This is a genomic window from Pseudomonas sp. TH32 (genome assembly GCF_016650855.1).
GTDB lineage: Bacteria > Pseudomonadota > Gammaproteobacteria > Pseudomonadales > Pseudomonadaceae > Aquipseudomonas.
This window is the reverse complement of sequence record NZ_JAEKFA010000002.1, coordinates 3,943,544-3,961,482: the sequence shown is the minus strand read 5'-3', so window position 1 is coordinate 3,961,482 and position 17,939 is coordinate 3,943,544. Positions and strand designations below refer to the sequence as shown.

The following is a 17,939-nucleotide window of genomic DNA, read 5'->3' as shown; positions in this document are numbered from 1 at the left end:
ATTCATGCGTAACGATGCTAACGACGACTTTGACAACGTCCCCAGCCTGCGGGCTGACACCTCGGACGACGATGATTTTGAGCCGACGCCGGCCACGTCCGTGCGCTCCCGGCCAACGCCGGTAGTCAAGGTCAAGAGCGCCAGTACCGGGCCGTTGTGGGCATTGGTCGGCGCGCTGCTGTTCGCCTTTGCCGGCCTTGCCTGGTGGAGCTTCCAGCAGATTTCCCTGATGGGCCAGCAACTGGTGGCGACCCAGGAAAGCTTCGCGCGCATCAGCGAAGAAGCGGCGGGGCGCCTGCAGGACATTTCCGGCAAGGTGGTGGCCAGCGAGGCCAGTGTGAATAACGGCAGTGAAGCCCTGAAGCTACAGATCAAGCAGCTGGAAACCCAGTTGCTGGAGCAGGGCAAGCAGCAGTTGGGCGTGGCGGGCCAGGCGACTGACCTCGACAAGCGCCTGGAGCAAATGACTGCCAGCACCACCCAACTGGCCGGCGCCAACGCGCAGTTGCAGGGCCAGGTCCAGGCGCTGACGGATGCGGTGGCAACCCTCAAGTCCCGGGACACCGAATTCAAGGAGCTCTCCGCCGACGTCGCCGCGCTGAAAAAACAGGGCAACCCTGCGGCCGCGATTGCCCGCCTGGAGCAGGACCTTGTGGTCCTCAAGAGCGAACAGGACAGCCGCCCGGCCGCCTCCGACGGCCCGTCCAACAAGGAATTCGACGTGTTCCGCATCCAGACCACGCGCAACGTCACCACTTTGCAGAGCCAGGTGCAGAACCTGCAGCAGCAGATCAACCAGCCGGCGCGGATCACCCCACTCGGGCAGCCATGATGTTGATCCCTTGTAGGAGTCATGCGCATGACTCCTACAAGCCCTAGCACACTTAATGTCACCATTCGGTGACATTTCCTACCTCCTTCGTTACTTGCCCTCGCTCCGCCCTTGTTTAGACTCCCGTCATCCCGCAAATAATAAAAAGGGCTAATCATGACCACGCAACCACTGCCTGCCAGTAGTTGGCTGAACGCACCTGCCCATCACGCCTGGCTTGCCACTGAAGGCCAGCGCCTGCTGTCATTCGCCAAGGCGTCCAGGCTGCCTGAAGGCTTCGGCAACCTCGACGACCGCGGCGTCTTGCCGCCCGATGCCGTCGCCGAAACCATGAACACCGCCCGCATGACCCACAGCTTCGCCATGGCCCACGGCCTGGGCTTGCCCGGTTATGCCGAGCTGGTGGAACACGGTGTCGCGGCCCTCAGTGGCCCGCTGCGCGACGCCCGCCACGGCGGCTGGTTCGCCAAGCCCGATGCCCGCGATGGCAACACCGGCAAGGCCGCCTACCTGCACGCCTTTGTTGCCTTGGCTGCCAGCTCTGCGGTAGTGGCCGGCGCACCCGGCGCCCAGACCTTGCTCAACGACGCGACCCACATCATCGACCAGTACTTCTGGAGCGAAGAGGAGGGCGCGATGCTCGAGTCCTTTGCCCAGGACTGGAGCGGTGTCGAAGCCTATCGCGGCGCCAACAGCAACATGCACGCCACCGAATCCTTCCTGGCCCTGGCCGATGTCACCGGTGAAACCCGCTGGCTGGACCGGGCGCTGCGCATCGTCGAGCGGATTATTCATACCCATGCGGCGGAAAACCGGGACATGGTGATCGAACATTTCGACAGCCACTGGCAACCCCTGCGCGGTTACAACGAAGACAACCCGGCCGACGGTTTTCGCCCCTACGGCATCACCCCCGGCCACGGCTTTGAATGGGCGCGGCTGGTGTTGCACCTTGAGGCCGCGCGCCTGGACGCCGGGCTCGTCACCCCCGATTGGTTGTTGACCGACGCCAAGGGCCTGTTCGCCAGCGCCTGCGAATATGCCTGGGCGGTCGACGGTGCCCCCGGCATTGTCTATACCCTCGACTGGAGCCAGCGCCCCGTGGTGCGCGAGCGCCTGCATTGGACCCATTGCGAAGCCAGCGCCGCTGCCCAGGCGTTGCTCAAACGCACGGGAGAGCTGCATTACGAGACCTGGTACCGGCGCTTCTGGGAGTTCTGTGAAAGTCATTTCATCGACCGAACCCACGGCAGTTGGCACCACGAACTGAGCCCGAAAAACCAGCCCAGCGCCAAGATCTGGGGTGGCAAGCCGGACCTCTACCACGCCTGGCAGTCTGTATTGCTGCCGGGTCTACCCTTGTCACCGAGCATGGCCAGTGCCGTGGCCGCCGGGCGTTATGTCACCAAGTGGTGACATTTTGGCGTCCCTTTGTTACCTGCACCTGAAAAATCCCTGTTTAAACTCGTTTGCAGCGCAAGCACCGACTTGCATGCATAACAACAAGAAAAAAGGTACTCAGATGAAAGCGATCAGTCGCCTCGCCGTAGCTATTTCCGTTGCCTCGTTGTTTCCCCTCAGTGCTTTTGCCGCCGACTCGAAAGGGACGGTTGAAGTTGTGCATTGGTGGACCTCGGGTGGCGAGAAAGCGGCAGTAGATGTCCTGAAGGCCCAAGTTGAAAAAGACGGTTTCACCTGGAAAGACGGTGCCGTCGCCGGCGGTGGCGGTTCCACTGCCATGACCGTGCTGAAAAGCCGCGCCGTTGCTGGCAACCCGCCAGGCATGGCCCAGATCAAAGGCCCCGACATCCAGGAATGGGCGTCCACCGGGCTGCTCGACACCGACGTCCTGAAGGTTCCCGCCAAAGAAGAAAAGTGGGACTCCCTGCTGGACAAGAAAGTCTCCGATACCGTGAAGTACGAAGGTGATTACGTGGCCGTGCCGGTGAACATTCACCGCGTCAACTGGCTGTGGATCAACCCGGAAGTCTTCAAGAAAGCCGGTATCGAAAAACCGCCTACCACCCTCGAAGAGTTCTACGCCGCTGGCGACAAGCTGAAGAAAGCCGGCTTCATTCCGCTCGCCCACGGTGGCCAGCCTTGGCAGGACAGCACCGTTTTCGAAGCCGTCGTACTCTCGGTAATGGGGGCTGACGGTTACAAGAAAGCCCTGGTCGACCTGGACGAAAAAGCCCTGACCGGCCCTGAAATGATCAAGTCCCTGACCGAACTGAAGAAAGTCGCGACCTACATGGACGTCGACGGCAAGGGTCAGGACTGGAACCTGGAAGCCGCCAAAGTCATCAATGGCAAGGCCGGCATGCAGATCATGGGTGACTGGGCCAAGAGTGAATGGACCGCCGCCAAGAAAGTCGCCGGCAAAGACTACGAGTGCGTAGCCTTCCCGGGCACCGACAAGGCGTTCACCTACAACATCGACTCCCTCGCGGTGTTCAAGCAGAAAGACAAAGGCACTGCTGCCGGTCAGCAGGACATCGCCAAAGTCGTGTTGAGCGAAAACTTCCAGAAAGTCTTCAGCATCAACAAGGGCTCGATCCCGGTTCGTATCGACATGTTGAAAGACATGGGCAAATACGGCTTTGACTCCTGCGCCCAGACCGCCGCCAAGGACTTCCTGGCAGACGCCCAGACCGGCGGCCTGCAGCCAAGCATGGCGCACAACATGGCGACCACGCTGGCCGTACAAGGCGCGTTCTTTGACGTAGTCACCAACTACATCAACAACCCGGCCGCTGATCCGGCAGCCACCGCGAAGCAACTGTACAGCGCGGTCAAGTCGGCCAAGTAACGGTTAGTACTGAATGGCCTTGCGGGGGGACCCCTAACCCCCGCAAGGCATGTTCCTGTAGTCCTTTTTCCCTGTACTGGATTTTCCCATGAGTTCTGTTGCTGTGTTCAGCAAAGCCTCGCCGTTCGATGCACTGCAGCGCTGGCTACCCAAACTGGTGCTGGCGCCGAGCATGTTCATCGTTCTGGTGGGCTTCTATGGCTACATCCTGTGGACGTTTGTGCTGTCGTTCACTAACTCGACTTTCCTGCCGACCTACAAGTTCGTGGGCCTGGCTCAATACGCGCGCTTGTTCGACAACGACCGCTGGTGGGTCGCGAGCAAGAACCTCGCGGTGTTCGGTGGCATGTTCATCGGCATCACCTTGGTGATCGGCGTGACGCTGGCGATTTTCCTCGACCAGAAAATCCGTCGCGAAGGCTTTATCCGCACCATTTACCTGTACCCGATGGCGCTCTCGATGATCGTTACCGGTACCGCCTGGAAATGGCTGCTCAACCCGGGCATGGGCCTGGACAAACTGCTGCGTGACTGGGGCTGGGAAGGCTTTCGCCTGGACTGGCTGATCGACCCGGACCGTGTGGTGTATTGCCTGGTGATCGCCGCTGTGTGGCAAGCCTCGGGCTTCATCATGGCGATGTTCCTCGCCGGCCTGCGCGGTGTTGATCAATCGATCATCCGTGCTGCGCAGATCGACGGCGCGAGCATGCCGCGCATCTACTGGAAAGTGGTGCTGCCAAGCCTGCGTCCGGTGTTCTTCAGTGCGGTGATGATTCTGGCGCACATCGCGATCAAGAGTTTCGACCTGGTGGCGGCCATGACCGCGGGTGGTCCGGGTTATTCCTCCGACCTGCCGGCGATGTTCATGTACTCCTTCACCTTCAGCCGCGGCCAGATGGGCATGGGCTCGGCCAGTGCGATTCTGATGCTCGGTGCGATTCTCGCAATCATCGTGCCTTACCTGTACTCCGAGCTAAGGACCAAGCGCAATGACTAGTCTTGTCGGCAAACCTGCCATCAGCCTGAGCCGCATCGCGATCTACGCGGTGCTGATCCTCGCTGTCCTGTTGTACCTGGTGCCGTTGGTGGTCATGTTGCTGACCAGCTTCAAGACCCCGGAAGACATCAGCACCGGCAACCTGCTGAGCTGGCCTTCCGTTGTCACCGGCATTGGCTGGGTGAAAGCCTGGGCCACGGTTGACGGTTACTTCTGGAACTCGATCAAGATCACCGTTCCGGCCGTGCTGATCTCCACCGCCATCGGTGCCTTGAACGGCTACGTGCTGTCGATGTGGCGTTTTCGCGGCTCGCAGCTGTTCTTCGGCCTGCTGCTGTTCGGCTGCTTCCTGCCGTTCCAGACCGTGCTGCTGCCAGCCTCGTTCACCCTCGGCAAGATGGGCCTGGCCAGTACCACCACGGGCCTGGTGTTCGTGCACATCGTCTACGGACTGGCGTTTACTACACTGTTCTTCCGTAACTACTACGTCAGCATTCCCGATGCACTGGTGAAGGCGGCACGCCTGGATGGCGCGGGGTTCTTCACGATCTTCCGCTTGATCATCCTGCCGATGTCGACACCGATCATCATGGTGTGCCTGATCTGGCAGTTCACGCAGATCTGGAACGACTTCCTGTTCGGCGTGGTGTTCTCCAGCGGTGATTCGCAGCCCATCACAGTGGCGCTGAACAACCTGGTCAACACCAGTACCGGGGTCAAGGAATATAACGTTGATATGGCGGCGGCGATGATCGCCGGGCTGCCGACCCTGCTGGTCTATGTGGTCGCAGGCAAGTATTTCGTGCGCGGCCTGACGGCCGGCGCGGTCAAGGGGTAATCATGGCAACGCTTGAACTTCGTAACGTAAACAAGACCTACGGTACCGGCCTGCCGGACACCCTGAAGAACATCGAACTGTCGATCAAGGAAGGTGAGTTCCTGATCCTGGTCGGGCCTTCGGGTTGCGGCAAGTCGACCTTGATGAACTGCATTGCCGGCCTGGAAAACATCACCGGCGGCGCGATCATGATCGGCGATCAGGACGTGAGCGGCATGAGTCCCAAGGATCGCGACATCGCCATGGTGTTCCAGTCCTACGCGCTGTACCCGACCATGAGCGTGCGCGAGAACATCGAGTTCGGCCTGAAGATTCGCAAGATGCCCCAGGCGGCGATCGACGAAGAAGTGGCGCGCGTCGCCAAGCTGCTGCAGATCGAGCACCTGCTCAATCGCAAGCCGGGCCAGCTCTCGGGCGGCCAGCAACAGCGCGTGGCCATGGGCCGTGCACTGGCGCGTCGTCCGAAGATCTACCTGTTCGACGAACCGCTGTCCAACCTCGACGCCAAGCTGCGGGTCGAGATGCGTACCGAAATGAAACTGATGCACCAGCGTCTGAAAACCACCACCGTCTACGTCACCCACGATCAGATCGAAGCGATGACCCTGGGCGACAAAGTGGCGGTGATGAAGGACGGCATCATCCAGCAGTTCGGCACGCCGAAAGAGATCTACAACGACCCGGCCAACCTGTTCGTGGCGAGCTTTATCGGTTCGCCGCCGATGAACTTCATTCCACTGCGCCTGCAACGCAAGGACGGCCGCCTGGTGGCGCTGCTGGACAGCGGCCAGGCCCGGTGTGAATTGCCGCTGAGCATGAACGATGCAGGCCTTGAAGACCGCGAAGTGATCCTGGGCCTGCGCCCGGAGCAGATCGTGCTGGCCGCAGCCGAAGCCACCGGCGCACCGACCATTCGGGCCGAGGTGCAAGTCACCGAACCGACTGGCCCGGACACCCTGGTGTTCGTGCAAATCAATGACACCAAGGTCTGCTGCCGCCTGGCGCCCGATGTGGCGCCGCAGGTGGGCGAGACCCTGACCCTGCAGTTCGATCCGGCCAAGGTGTTGCTGTTCGACGCCAAGACCGGTGAGCGTCTGGGCACTGCCGCTTCGTTGCCTGCACAGGAGCGCAGTGACAACGTCGCTCAATTCAAGGGACGTTGAATGGCAGGAGCGGGCACGCTCCTGTCGGGGAACCAGGGACAAAGAAGTAAACCGCGTTAGATAAAAACAGTTAATAACAATAAAGACGAGGATGTAGGGATGAAAAAGCAACACAACAACACCCGGCTGATCTGCCAACTGTCAGCAGCAGCAGCCCTGGTATTGTCCGCCAATGCGATGGCGGCCGATGCATTCAGCTCCGATTCCAAGTGGATGACCGGCGATTGGGGCGGTGAGCGTACCAAGCTGATCGAGCAAGGTATCGACATCAAGGCGGATTACGTAGGTGAAGTCGGTGGCAACCTCAGCGGTGGCTACAACAACGACAAAACTGCCCGTTACGCTGACCAGTTCGGTCTGGGCGTAGCACTGGACCTGGACAAGCTGTGGGGCTGGAGCAACACCCAGGCCAAGATCCAGTTGACCAATCGTAATGGTGCGAACATCTCCAACGACCGTATCGGTGACCCGCGTGCCGGCACCTTGAGTTCGTCTCAAGAAGTCGACGGCCGTGGCCACATGGTGCGTCTGACGCAGTTCTGGATTCAGCACCAGATGTTCGACAACAAGCTGGACGTGAAACTCGGCTACTTCGGTGAAGGCGAAGACTTCAACACCTTCCCGTGCGACTTCCAGAACCTGTCGTTCTGCGGCTCCCAGGTCGGTAACTATGTAAACACCTGGTACAACTGGCCAGTCAGCCAGGCGGCTATCCGCGTGAAGTACAACATCACGCCTGAGCTGTATGCGCAAATCGGTGCGTACAACCAGAACCCGTCGCAGCTTGAGCACGGCAACGGCTTCAAACTCAGCGGCAGCGGCACCAAGGGCACCGTATTGCCGGTGGAATTGGTCTGGTCGCCTAAGGTCAACGGCCTGCCGGGCGAATACCGTGTGGGTTACTACAAGAGCACCGCCGATGCCACCGACGTACGTGAAGACGTCAACGGCAACGATGCTGGCACCACGGGCGCAGCCTTCCGTGTTCGCAGCAGCAAAAGCGGTTACTGGGGCGTTCTGCAACAGCAACTCACCACCCACAATGGCGACGCTTCCCGCGGCTTGAACATCGCGGCCAACGTCACCTTCCACGACAAAGACACCAACCTGGTCGACAACTACCAGTCGCTGATGCTTGTGTACAAGGGCCCATTCGACGCACGTACCAAAGATGACGTGGGTATCGGTGTCTCCCGTATCCACGCCAACAGTGACGTGAAGAAAAACGCCGAGTTGCTCAATGCCGCTGGTGGTTTCACCGATTACGATCAGTCGGGCTACGCACCGCTGCGTAACACTGAGTACAACGTTGAACTGAACTATGGTTTCCACGTCACCAATTGGCTGACCGTGCGTCCTAACCTGCAATACATCGCCAACCCAGGCGGCGTGAAGCAGGTCGACAACGCGGTAGTCGCGGGCCTGAAAATTCAGTCTACGTTCTAACGTTGTTGCGATAAGCTCCTTCTCTCTGTGCGCATTTTGCGGGTAGCCATGGCTATCCGCTTTTTTTTGTGTGGGAGCTGGCTTGCCTGCGATGCGAGCCCCGCGGTGTATCTGCCACACCGAGGCGATGCCATCGCAGGCAAGCCAGCTCCTACAAAGATATTCAGGACCGTGGCACATGCATGAGCATCCGCTGCAACGCTTTTTCAAATCCCTGCGCGAGCGACCGGTATTCGCCTGGGAACGCTTTCAGATGCGCGATGTGTTGGTGATCGATCACCCGCTCTGCCAAGCGGTGTTCAGTCGCCAGGGCGCGCAATTGCTGCACTTTCAGCCCAAGGGCCAGAAACCCTGGCTGTGGTGCGCGGCCAAGTGGCCGCAGGTCGGCGCCATTCGTGGCGGCGTGCCGGTGTGTTGGCCGTGGTATGGCCGCCATCCCAGCGAAAACGCGTGGCCGTCCCATGGTTGGGCGCGGCTGATCGACTGGAAACTGCTGGACAGCAGCACCGACGACGACGGCGTGCGTTTGCACTGGCAATTGCAGCTATGCGATTGGCAGGTGGACCTGCATGCGCACCTGGGGAAACCCTGGAACTGCGCCTGGCCACCGAGCACCAGGACGAACTGCCGTGCCAGCTGAGCCATGCTTTGCACGCCTATTGGCGAATTGGCAACGTCGGTGAGATAGCGCTGTCTGGGCTCGATGGGGCGCAAGGCTACGACCAGCTCAATCGCCAGGTTTGCCAGCAGGAAGGTGAGTTGCGGGTCGATGGCGGCTGTCAGCGGGTGTTCCAGCACGAGGGCGAACTGCACCTCAAGGACCATGCCTGGCAGCGCGAGTTGTGCATCGATACCGGCGAGAGTGCCGACACGGTGGTGTGGCACCCGGGCAGCCGGCCGTTGCTGGGGGTGAGCTTCAACGAGGCGTCGGGGTTTGTGTGTGTGGAGTCGGCGATGGCCGGTGCGAGCCTGGCGCCGGGGGAGAGGGCGCATTTGAGTTTGCAGGCGCGGGTGGGGGCCTGAGGCCTGTGGTGAGCGGGCTTGCCCCGCGCTGGGCTGCGAAGCGGCCCTGAAACCAGCCACCGAGATATACCTGAATCAACTCGGTGAGCTTAATAGGGCCGCTTCGCGGCCCAGCGCGGGGCAAGCCCGCTCACCACAGAGGTCGGCACAGTCGCGTAGATTTCGAACTAGTTGAACTCATCCCCGACCGGATAACGGCTGTCATTCAAGCTCTCTTTGATCTTGCGCAAATGCGGCTGGAAATCCACCCCGCGACGCAAGGTCATGCCCGTCGCCAGCACGTCCAGCACCGTCAGCTGGATGATCCGCGAGGTCATCGGCATGTAGATGTCGGTGTCTTCCGGCAACGGAATGTTCAGGCTCACGGTACTGACCTTGGCCAGTGGCGAGTTCTCGGCCGTTACGCCCAGCACCGAAGCACCGTTTTCCCGCGCAATACGCGCCACTTCCACCAACTCACGGGTACGCCCGGTGTAGGAAATGATCACGAATAACTCCCCGGTATGGGCCACCGAGGCGATCATCCGCTGCATCAGCACATCGGCATGGGCCGTGACCGACAGGTTGAAACGGAAAAACTTGTGCAGGGCATCCATGGCCACCGGCGCCGAAGCCCCGAGGCCAAAGAAGTGGATCTGCCGGGCCTGGATCAGCAGGTCCACGGCCTTGCTGATCAGGTTCGGGTCCAGGGCCTGGCAGGCGCTGTCCAGGGAGGCGATGGCGCTGCCAAAGATCTTCTGGGTGTAGGCCTCGGGGTTATCATCGGCCCCTACCGCACGGCTGACATACGCCGCGCCACTGGCCAAACTTTGCGCCAGCTGCAATTTAAGTTCAGGGTAACCACTCACGCCGAACGAGCGGCAGAAGCGGTTCACTGTAGGTTCGCTGACCGAAGCGGCCTGGGCGAGGGCGGCGATAGAGAAGCGGGTCGCCTGCTGCGGGTTGAGCAGGATGACCTCGGCGACTTTACGTTCAGCCTTGTTCAGTTCTTCGAGGCGTTTCTGGATCTGTTCCAGTAGATTTCGCACGCGGTCCATTCATGTTTCCTTAGGGCGACGATGCAAATAAGGGTCGTCAACCAGTCGACGAGCGGCCCTTTGCGGTGGCCTATCCTACTTAGGGTAGTTGAACACCACCACTCGGAATACGTTTTTTGGGAAAATGTTGTGGTTATTACTACATTTTTCCTTGAGTGATGCCTTAAAAAAAGGTATTTGTAGCTTAACTTGATAAAAGAACAAACATCATGCCTTCGATAACCGTAGAACCCTGCACCTTTGCCCTGTTTGGCGCCTTGGGTGATCTGGCGCTGCGCAAGTTATTTCCTGCCCTTTATCAACTCGATGGTGCGGGCCTCCTGCACGAAGACACGCGCATCCTGGCCCTGGCCCGTGAGGCGGGTTCCGAGCAGCAGCACCTGGCCCACATCGAAAAAGAATTGCGCAGCTACGTCGGCAAGGAACTGGACGAAACCGTCGCCCAGCGCTTCCTGGCTCGCCTGACGTACTTGCACGTCGACTTCCTGAAAGCCGACGACTATGTTGCCCTGGCGGAAAAAGCCGGCACCGAACAACGCCTGATTGCCTACTTCGCCACCCCGGCGGCGGTGTACGGCGCGATCTGCGAAAACCTGTCCAAGGTCGGCCTGGCGGAAAACACCCGCGTGGTCCTGGAAAAACCCATCGGCTCGGACCTCGATTCGTCGCGCAAGGTCAACGACGCCGTGGCGCAGTTTTTCCCGGAAAACCGCACCTACCGCATCGACCACTACCTGGGCAAAGAAACCGTCCAGAACCTGATCGCCCTGCGTTTTGCCAACAGCCTGTTTGAAACCCAGTGGAACCAGAACTACATCTCCCACGTGGAAATCACCGTGGCCGAGCAGGTCGGCATCGAAGGTCGCTGGGGTTACTTCGACAAGGCCGGGCAACTGCGGGACATGATCCAGAATCACCTGCTGCAGTTGCTGTGCCTGATCGCCATGGACCCGCCGGCCGACCTGTCTGCCGACAGTATTCGTGACGAGAAGGTCAAGGTGCTCAAGGCCCTGGCGCCGATCAGCCCCGATGGCCTGACCACCCAAGTGGTGCGCGGCCAATACATCGCCGGCTACAGCGCCGGCAAGCCGGTGCCGGGTTACCTCGAAGAAGAGAATTCAAACACCCAGAGCGACACCGAAACCTTCGTCGCGCTGCGAGCCGATATTCGTAACTGGCGTTGGGCCGGGGTGCCGTTCTATCTGCGCACCGGCAAGCGCATGCCGCAAAAGCTGTCGCAGATCGTCATCCACTTCAAGGAACCGTCCCACTACATCTTCGCCCCCGAGCAGCGCTTGCAGATCAGCAACAAGCTGATCATCCGCCTGCAACCGGACGAAGGTATTTCCTTGCGCGTGATGACCAAGGAGCAGGGCCTGGACAAGGGCATGCAACTGCGCAGCGGGCCACTGCAACTGAATTTTTCCGACACCTATCGCAGCGCGCGGATTCCCGATGCCTACGAGCGGTTGTTACTTGAAGTCATGCGCGGCAACCAGAACCTGTTTGTGCGCAAAGATGAAATTGAAGCCGCGTGGAAGTGGTGTGACCAGTTGATCGCCGGGTGGAAAAAATCCGGTGATGCGCCCAAGCCGTACGCGGCGGGGTCCTGGGGGCCGATGAGCTCGATTGCACTGATCACGCGGGACGGGAGGTCTTGGTATGGCGATATCTGAACTGAAACTGCCTCAGGGCGTCACTGCCCATGAGTACCGCACCGCGGCGCTGCTGGCCGACGGCTTGGCCAATGACGTGGCCGAACAACTGCGCACGGCCATCAGTGCCCGTGGCGAAGCGACCCTGGTGGTGTCCGGTGGCCGCAGCCCGGTGGCGTTCTTCCAGAACCTCGCCAAACAAGGCCTGGACTGGTCCAAGGTGACCATCACCCTGGCCGACGAGCGCTGGGTGCCGGTGGAACATGCCGACAGCAATGCCGGCCTGTTGAAAAAGTATTTGCTGCAAGGGCCGGCGGCCAAGGCGAAGTTCCTGAGCCTGTACAGCGTCGCCGCCACCCTTGAGCAGGCTGCCGAGCAGGCCGATCGCCTGCTGGCCGAGTTGCCGGCGATTGACGTGCTGGTACTGGGCATGGGCGACGACGGCCACACCGCGTCGCTGTTCCCCAACAGCCCGAACCTGGCTGATGCACTGAAGCCAGATGGCAGCCGTCGTTGCTGGCCAATGCTGGCGCCGACCGTGCCGCACCAGCGCCTGACCATGAGTCGCGCATTGCTGGCCACCGCCCACTACACCGTGCTGTCGATTTCCGGCAGCTCGAAATTGACCACCTTGAGCGCCGCGCTGGCCAGTGACGACGTTGCTGCCATGCCGATACGCGCGTTTTTGCAACCTACTTTAGAGATTTACTGGTGCCCATGAGCCAAGGATCAGCCGCGATGAACAGCCCTCAACCTACCGTTTCCATGGCGGACAAAGTTGCCTTGATCGACAGCCTCTGCGCCAAGGCGCGGATCCTGCCGGTGATCACCATTGCCCGTGAACAGGACATTCTGCCGCTGGCCGATGCCCTGGCTGCCGGTGGTTTGACCGCACTGGAAGTGACCCTGCGTTCGCAGTTCGGCCTGAAGGCCATCCAGGTGCTGCGTGAGCAGCGTCCGGAGCTGTGCACCGGCGCCGGTACCGTGCTGGATCGCCATATGCTGGAAGCGGCCGAAGTGGCCGGTTCGCAATTTATCGTCACCCCGGGCATTACCCGTGACCTGCTGGAAGCCTCGGTGCACAGCCCGATTCCGCTGTTGCCTGGCATCAGCAATGCTTCCGGGATCATGGAAGGTTATGGCCTGGGTTATCGCCGCTTCAAGCTGTTCCCGGCTGAAGTCAGCGGTGGCGTGGCGGCCATCAAAGCGTTGGGCGGCCCGTTTGGCGAAGTGAAATTCTGCCCGACTGGCGGTGTGGGCCCGGCCAACATCAAGAGCTACATGGCCTTGAAGAATGTGATGTGCGTGGGCGGTAGCTGGATGCTGGACCCTGAGTGGGTCAAGAACGGCGACTGGGCACGTATCCAGGAAACCACCGCCGAGGCGCTGGCCCTGCTGGACTGATTGGATTTACCGAATCGTTGTTGCTGTGTTCTACGGCATTTTTGCGGCGCACTTGGTCGGTGCGCCGCTTTTTTTGCCTGCTGGAAACCTTCAGGGGTGACTGAGTACATATCCGTTATTTAGGTAACGGCGGCTTATGGTTTCGCTCTTACAGCGAGTCACTTTGCAAAAGCGGCAAAGTAACCAAAGCGCTCTGCCCCGCCTGTCGGCACCTCGCCCAGGCTCGGTGTTCCCTCACTCCGGCATTGCTCCGCGGGCCGCCGCGACGGGGCGTCCCTGCCCCGTCGCGGCTAAACCGGCGTCCTGCCGGTTTACCCGCTCCTCAATCCCTGCGTTCGGCCTCGGGCTTATTGGGGCAGTCAGAGCCAGATCAAAATCAAAAGCAAGAGCACAGCGGCCTACAGGCCGGCTTGAGTGGTAGAAGCCAGATCAAAAGCCAAAGCCAAAGCGAAAACCAAATCTGAAACTGATGCAGCTCTGCTTTTCTGTGGGAGCTGGCTTGCCTGCGATGCAGACAACTCGGTCTCTCAGGTGCACCGAGGCGATGCCATCGCAGGCAAGCCAGCTCCCACATTTGACCGTGCCCGCTTTAGATTTTGATTTTGCCTTTGCTTCACACCACTCAAGCCGGCCTGTAGGCCGCTGTGCTCTTGATCTGCTTTTGATCTTGATCTTAGGCGCCCCGTTAAACCACGCTGGCCGAACGCAGGTAGTACGGAGCGGGTAAACCGGCAGGACGCCGGTTTAGCCGCGACGGGGCAGGGACGCCCCGTCGCGGCGGCCCGCGGAGTAGTACCGGAGAGAGGGCACACCGAGCATTAGCGAGGTGCCGAGTGGTGGGGCAAGAGCGTTTTGCTTACTTTTGCGCTTTTCAAAAGTGAGCCGCTGTAAGAGCGGAACCCTAAGTGGCCGTTACCTAAATAACGGATATACACGCTAAGGCGCGCTCAGTTCTGTGATGGCTTTGATCAACACGTGGATGTCCGCCGCTGACGTCAGAAAGCCCGGCGTCACCCGAATACAACTGCCGAACGACGCGCCGCTGCGGGTCGTGGTAAACAGGTCATATTCCTTGAGCAACCGATCCGCCATCACCTGTTGATCCGGCTGATCAGTGAACTTGAACGAGGTGATCGCGCAATACAGCCGAGGATCGTCCGGCGTCAGCACTTCAATTCCCGGCAACTGCCGCACCTCGCTCACCCACAAATCCCGCAGGTAGTTGAGCCGGGCGCCTTTGGCCTTCGAGCCGCCCAATGCCCGATGCTCTTCGAACACCAGCGGCAACGTCATCAGTGCCGGGAAATTCGGCGTGCTGTATGGCGTACGCGCACGTACATCGGTGACCGGGTAGTGAAACTCGCCCATGTCGGGATCAATGTCCGCCAGCCGCTGCGGGTCGATATAGATAAAGCCCAGGGTCAGCGGCGCGCCAATCCACTTGTGCAGATTAAAGCCGGCAAACGCGATGCCCAACTGCGCCAGGTTGAACTCGATCTGCCCCAACGCATGGGCGCCATCCAGGATCACATCAATCCCGTGTTCTTTGGCGGCGGTGGCAATTGCCTCCACCGGCATTACCAGTCCGGTGCGGTGGGTCACGTAAGTCAGTGCAAGCAATTTCAGACGCGGGTAGCGCACGAACGCATCGCGATACGTCTGCACCAGGCTGTCGAAACTGGCCGGGTGTTCGTGGGCAATCTCGATGACCTCCACCCCACGGTTCTGCGCCAGCCAGCGCATGGCGCCCTTGACGGTGTCGTATTCCAGGTCGCTGATCAGCACCTGGTCGCCCGGCTGCAGGCGGTTGTAGTTGCGGATCAGCGACTGCAAGGCATCCGAGGCGCAGCGGGTGAGGGCGACGGCTTCAGGGTCGGCGTCCATTAACTGCGCCAACTGGTTACGAATCTCGAGGTTTTCGCCCTGCTCGAAACGCTGGCGCACATGGATCGAATTGCTGCGATTGATGAAGGCTACGTGGTCCTGATACTGCTGCAGCACCGCGCGGCTCATGCGCCCGAAGTAACCGTTTTCGAGGTTGATCGGGCCAGGCTCAAGGTCGTAGCGCTGGGCGATTTGGTGCCAGTGTTGTTCGTCGCGGGTACTGTCCATGTGCGTGCTCTATTAATGACGAGGGGCTGGCTTGCCGTGTTTGGCGCGCAGGGGTTCCAGCAGTTCGGACAAGCCGTTGTGGTCGATTTCCTGCATCAGTGCCAGTAACCCCCCCAACTCGCCGTGGGGGAAACCTTCACGGGCAAACCAGTTCAGGTAGGGCCCAGGCAGGTCGGCAATGATCCGGCCCTTGTACTTGCCGAAGGGCATTTCGCGGGTGATCAGCAGTTCAAGTTTTTCAGGGTTCATTGGGGCTTCAAGTGTTTGAGTCGATGCGTTGGAAAATACAGGCATTCTGCATGGAGGCCAAATGACAGATCATGCAAATAAAGCGGATACAGATTTTTGGTCAATATTTAACTTATTGAAATATAAGGATTAATTCGTTTTTCAAAAGCTGGCACGGGCGCTGCAATGACTAATGCACGTTACTTAACCCGCGAAGGAATTGAAAAATGACTGATATCAACAAAGAATCGATCTCCGTACTCAATGACCTGATCGAGACCAGCAAGGACGGCCAGGAAGGCTTCAAGACCTGCGCAGAAGACATCAAGCATCCAGAACTCAAAGCCCTGTTTGCCAAACGTTCCGTTGATTGCGCCACCGCCGCTGCCGAACTGCAGACTGCCGTTAAAGCACTGGGTGGCGATCCGGAAAAATCCGGCAGCGTCGCTGGCGCCCTGCACCGTGGCTGGGTCGACGTGAAGTCGCTGGTCACCGGTAAAGATGAAGAAGCTGTGCTGAACGAAGCCGAGCGCGGTGAAGACCACGCGCTGAAGGCTTACAAAGAAGCGATCGAGAAGATCAACAAGCACAACCTGCTGGGTATCCGCGACCTGGTGGAGCGTCAGTTCCACGGCGCGCAACGCAACCACGACCAGGTGAAAGCCCTGCGTAACCAGGCACGCGCTCAGTCTTGAGCCCGGCCTGAATAGAAAAAGCCCCGCAGATGCGGGGCTTTTTTATGCGTGGTGGTTTAACCGATGCTGATGGCTGGCAGTTCGGTCAGGGTCACGGTCTGCTGCTTGCGCGGCGCGAGGATCTCGGCTTCACCGTCCACCACCAGCTCATCGCGCTGGTTGAATACGCGGGTGGCGATGCGCACGCGAAACTTCGGCAGCTTCTCCAGGATTTCCAGACGCACGGTCAGGGTGTCGCCGATTTTTACCGGCTTCTGGAAAGTCATTTGCTGGCCGATGTAGATGGTGCCGGGCCCAGGCAACTCACACGCGACTGCCGCGCTGATCAGGGCGCCGCTGAACATACCGTGGGCAATGCGTTCCTTGAACATGGTCGCCTTGGCGAATTCGGCGTCCAGGTGCACCGGGTTGTGGTCGCCGGACATCGCCGCGAACAGCTGGATATCGCGCTCTTCGACGGTCTTGCTGTAGCTGGCGGTCTGGCCGACTTCGAGGGCTTCGTAAGGCGTGTTGGTAACCTGGGTCATCAGATGGTGCATCCTGTGGCTAATCGATAATCTTAATGTATTGATTTTAAACGAAATATCATTCGCAGCGAGCGGGGCGGCGCAGTATTGCAGCCTGGTCCAGCCACGTCAGCACATCGGCTGTGACCGCATCACGGTTGGTTTCGTTGAATAATTCGTGGCGCGCCTGCGGGTAAATGCTCAGCTCCAGGTTCTGGCAGCCGGCTTCGCGCAAAGCGTTGGCCAGACTTTTGAGACGCTTGCCTTCACTGACCGGATCACATTCTCCGCCCATTATCAGGATCGGCAGGCCCGGATCGATCTGAGCGAGATTGGACGCTTTGCTGATTTGCTGCAAGCCGCTCAGCAGGTCGATCCACAGCTGGTTGGTGCAGCGAAAGCCGCAGAGCGGGTCGCTGACGTACTTGTCGACCTCGGCCGGGTCGCGGCTGAGCCAGTCGAAAGCGGTGCGATTGGGTTTAAATGCCTTGTTGAACGATCCAAATGACAGGAAATCAATCAGCGCACTGCGCCCGCGCAAGCCCTGGCGCAAGCGCTCGATGTGGGCGATCACCTTGGCTGCGCCGTACAGCGCCACCGGCTGGAAATTCGAGCCGCTGAGAATCGCCCCGTTGAGGCTCGCGCTGTGGTGCAGCAGATACGCCTGGGCAATGTAGCTGCCCATGCTGTGGCCCAGCAGAATGATCGGCACCCCCGGCGCCTGCTGGCCGATGTGCTGATTAAGGCTCGCCAGGTCGCCCACCACTTTGTTCCAGCCATCTTTCTCGGCAAACAGCCCCAGGGTGCCTTCGTCGGCAGTGCGCCCGTGGCCGCGCTGGTCAGGGGCGTACAGGCCGTAACCGGCGTCACACAACGCCTGGGCCAGGCGCCCATAGCGGCCACTGTGCTCGGCCATGCCGTGGGCCAGCATGATCAACGCCTTGGGCGGCCCGTCCGGCAGCCATTGGTTGACGTACACCCGACTGCGGTCATTCGCGGTCAGCCAGAAAGTGGTGTGGTTCATGGCGCTTCCTTTGCTCAGGGTCGTTGCAGTGTATAGCTCATCTGCCCGCGGCTGCTGGATCAGCGCTGGCCTTGGCAGGGAGATTCACACAATCAATGACGCATCTTGTTGTATTTGCCTGATTGACCATAGCTGCTAACGTCCCCAAAGCTCCGCTTTCATCGCAGCAT

The 17,939-nt window shown here is 59.9% G+C and carries 16 protein-coding genes and 1 pseudogene; 12 read left to right on the top strand and 5 right to left on the bottom strand.

What is annotated here, in order from left to right:
- The first annotated feature begins 4 nt into the window (after positions 1 to 4).
- From JFV30_RS21770 to JFV30_RS21735, 8 genes and pseudogenes are all read left to right on the top strand, one after another.
- Positions 5 to 832, top strand: a complete 828-nt coding sequence (locus tag JFV30_RS21770; protein WP_201125163.1) for an ATPase — start codon at positions 5 to 7, stop codon at positions 830 to 832.
- 156 nt (positions 833 to 988) lie between these two features.
- Positions 989 to 2,248 carry a D-mannose isomerase gene (locus JFV30_RS21765; protein WP_201125162.1) on the top strand — a complete coding sequence of 420 codons (1,260 nt, stop codon included), beginning with the start codon at positions 989 to 991 and terminating at the stop codon, positions 2,246 to 2,248.
- A 106-nt stretch (positions 2,249 to 2,354) separates the two neighbouring features.
- Positions 2,355 to 3,641: an ABC transporter substrate-binding protein gene (locus JFV30_RS21760; protein ID WP_010169867.1), complete on the top strand. Its 1,287-nt coding sequence runs from the start codon at positions 2,355 to 2,357 to the stop codon at positions 3,639 to 3,641.
- 88 nt (positions 3,642 to 3,729) lie between these two features.
- Complete coding sequence (locus tag JFV30_RS21755) at positions 3,730 to 4,638, top strand: carbohydrate ABC transporter permease (protein ID WP_010169866.1); 909 nt, start codon at positions 3,730 to 3,732, stop codon at positions 4,636 to 4,638.
- Complete coding sequence (locus JFV30_RS21750) at positions 4,631 to 5,476, top strand: carbohydrate ABC transporter permease (protein WP_010169865.1); 846 nt, start codon at positions 4,631 to 4,633, stop codon at positions 5,474 to 5,476. The genes JFV30_RS21755 and JFV30_RS21750 overlap by 8 nt, the downstream gene beginning before the upstream one ends.
- A gap of 2 nt (positions 5,477 to 5,478) precedes the next feature.
- The gene (locus tag JFV30_RS21745) at positions 5,479 to 6,639 is read left to right on the top strand and encodes an ABC transporter ATP-binding protein (RefSeq protein WP_010169864.1); all 1,161 of its coding nucleotides are present in this window, start codon (positions 5,479 to 5,481) and stop codon (positions 6,637 to 6,639) included.
- 99 nt (positions 6,640 to 6,738) lie between these two features.
- Positions 6,739 to 8,085, top strand: a complete 1,347-nt coding sequence (locus tag JFV30_RS21740; RefSeq protein WP_010169863.1) for a carbohydrate porin — start codon at positions 6,739 to 6,741, stop codon at positions 8,083 to 8,085.
- 178 nt (positions 8,086 to 8,263) lie between these two features.
- A pseudogene (locus JFV30_RS21735) lies at positions 8,264 to 9,108 on the top strand (D-hexose-6-phosphate mutarotase).
- A gap of 167 nt (positions 9,109 to 9,275) precedes the next feature.
- Here JFV30_RS21735 and JFV30_RS21730 read toward each other — a convergent pair.
- Entirely contained in the window at positions 9,276 to 10,136 is an 861-nt protein-coding gene (locus JFV30_RS21730) for a MurR/RpiR family transcriptional regulator (RefSeq protein WP_177090645.1), read from the bottom strand.
- 218 nt (positions 10,137 to 10,354) lie between these two features.
- On the opposite strand from JFV30_RS21730, the gene zwf reads away from it, so the two are divergent.
- The 3 genes from zwf to JFV30_RS21715 are packed head-to-tail and all read left to right on the top strand — an operon-like array spanning position 10,355 to position 13,204.
- Complete coding sequence (gene zwf, locus JFV30_RS21725) at positions 10,355 to 11,821, top strand: glucose-6-phosphate dehydrogenase (RefSeq protein ID WP_076015857.1); 1,467 nt, start codon at positions 10,355 to 10,357, stop codon at positions 11,819 to 11,821.
- Positions 11,808 to 12,521 carry a 6-phosphogluconolactonase gene (gene pgl, locus JFV30_RS21720; protein ID WP_010169859.1) on the top strand — a complete coding sequence of 238 codons (714 nt, stop codon included), beginning with the start codon at positions 11,808 to 11,810 and terminating at the stop codon, positions 12,519 to 12,521. Before zwf ends, pgl begins: the two co-directional genes overlap by 14 nt.
- A gap of 17 nt (positions 12,522 to 12,538) precedes the next feature.
- Positions 12,539 to 13,204, top strand: a complete 666-nt coding sequence (locus JFV30_RS21715; protein ID WP_010169858.1) for a bifunctional 4-hydroxy-2-oxoglutarate aldolase/2-dehydro-3-deoxy-phosphogluconate aldolase — start codon at positions 12,539 to 12,541, stop codon at positions 13,202 to 13,204.
- A 936-nt stretch (positions 13,205 to 14,140) separates the two neighbouring features.
- Here JFV30_RS21715 and JFV30_RS21710 read toward each other — a convergent pair.
- Both JFV30_RS21710 and JFV30_RS21705 read right to left on the bottom strand, forming a co-directional pair.
- Positions 14,141 to 15,316, bottom strand: a complete 1,176-nt coding sequence (locus tag JFV30_RS21710; protein ID WP_201125161.1) for an aminotransferase class V-fold PLP-dependent enzyme — start codon at positions 15,314 to 15,316, stop codon at positions 14,141 to 14,143.
- Between the two features lie 12 nt (positions 15,317 to 15,328).
- Positions 15,329 to 15,565, bottom strand: a complete 237-nt coding sequence (locus tag JFV30_RS21705) for a DUF3820 family protein (RefSeq protein ID WP_003213031.1) — start codon at positions 15,563 to 15,565, stop codon at positions 15,329 to 15,331.
- Between the two features lie 206 nt (positions 15,566 to 15,771).
- Here JFV30_RS21705 and JFV30_RS21700 point away from each other — a divergent pair, with 206 nt between their 5' ends.
- Positions 15,772 to 16,239, top strand: coding sequence for a ferritin-like domain-containing protein (locus tag JFV30_RS21700; RefSeq protein WP_010169856.1), 468 nt, complete (start codon positions 15,772 to 15,774; stop codon positions 16,237 to 16,239).
- Positions 16,240 to 16,295: 56 nt separating this feature from the next.
- Here JFV30_RS21700 and JFV30_RS21695 read toward each other — a convergent pair whose 3' ends face one another.
- Complete coding sequence (locus JFV30_RS21695) at positions 16,296 to 16,766, bottom strand: MaoC family dehydratase (RefSeq protein WP_003213034.1); 471 nt, start codon at positions 16,764 to 16,766, stop codon at positions 16,296 to 16,298.
- Positions 16,767 to 16,824: 58 nt separating this feature from the next.
- Complete coding sequence (locus tag JFV30_RS21690) at positions 16,825 to 17,769, bottom strand: alpha/beta hydrolase (RefSeq protein WP_010169854.1); 945 nt, start codon at positions 17,767 to 17,769, stop codon at positions 16,825 to 16,827.
- Positions 17,770 to 17,939 lie beyond the last annotated feature (170 nt).

Excerpts from the sequence above, each read along its gene's own strand:
- JFV30_RS21700 (WP_010169856.1), top strand. The coding sequence starts at position 15,772 with ATGACTGATATCAACAAAGAATCGATCTCCGTACTCAATGACCTGATC.
- zwf (WP_076015857.1), top strand. The coding sequence starts at position 10,355 with ATGCCTTCGATAACCGTAGAACCCTGCACCTTTGCCCTGTTTGGCGCC.
- JFV30_RS21755 (WP_010169866.1), top strand. The coding sequence starts at position 3,730 with ATGAGTTCTGTTGCTGTGTTCAGCAAAGCCTCGCCGTTCGATGCACTG.
- JFV30_RS21710 (WP_201125161.1), bottom strand. The coding sequence starts at position 15,316 with ATGGACAGTACCCGCGACGAACAACACTGGCACCAAATCGCCCAGCGC.
- JFV30_RS21770 (WP_201125163.1), top strand. The coding sequence starts at position 5 with ATGCGTAACGATGCTAACGACGACTTTGACAACGTCCCCAGCCTGCGG.
- JFV30_RS21715 (WP_010169858.1), top strand. The coding sequence starts at position 12,539 with ATGAACAGCCCTCAACCTACCGTTTCCATGGCGGACAAAGTTGCCTTG.
- JFV30_RS21740 (WP_010169863.1), top strand. The coding sequence starts at position 6,739 with ATGAAAAAGCAACACAACAACACCCGGCTGATCTGCCAACTGTCAGCA.
- JFV30_RS21745 (WP_010169864.1), top strand. The coding sequence starts at position 5,479 with ATGGCAACGCTTGAACTTCGTAACGTAAACAAGACCTACGGTACCGGC.
- JFV30_RS21690 (WP_010169854.1), bottom strand. The coding sequence starts at position 17,769 with ATGAACCACACCACTTTCTGGCTGACCGCGAATGACCGCAGTCGGGTG.
- pgl (WP_010169859.1), top strand. The coding sequence starts at position 11,808 with ATGGCGATATCTGAACTGAAACTGCCTCAGGGCGTCACTGCCCATGAG.
- JFV30_RS21765 (WP_201125162.1), top strand. The coding sequence starts at position 989 with ATGACCACGCAACCACTGCCTGCCAGTAGTTGGCTGAACGCACCTGCC.
- JFV30_RS21760 (WP_010169867.1), top strand. The coding sequence starts at position 2,355 with ATGAAAGCGATCAGTCGCCTCGCCGTAGCTATTTCCGTTGCCTCGTTG.
- JFV30_RS21750 (WP_010169865.1), top strand. The coding sequence starts at position 4,631 with ATGACTAGTCTTGTCGGCAAACCTGCCATCAGCCTGAGCCGCATCGCG.
- JFV30_RS21695 (WP_003213034.1), bottom strand. The coding sequence starts at position 16,766 with ATGACCCAGGTTACCAACACGCCTTACGAAGCCCTCGAAGTCGGCCAG.
- JFV30_RS21705 (WP_003213031.1), bottom strand. The coding sequence starts at position 15,565 with ATGAACCCTGAAAAACTTGAACTGCTGATCACCCGCGAAATGCCCTTC.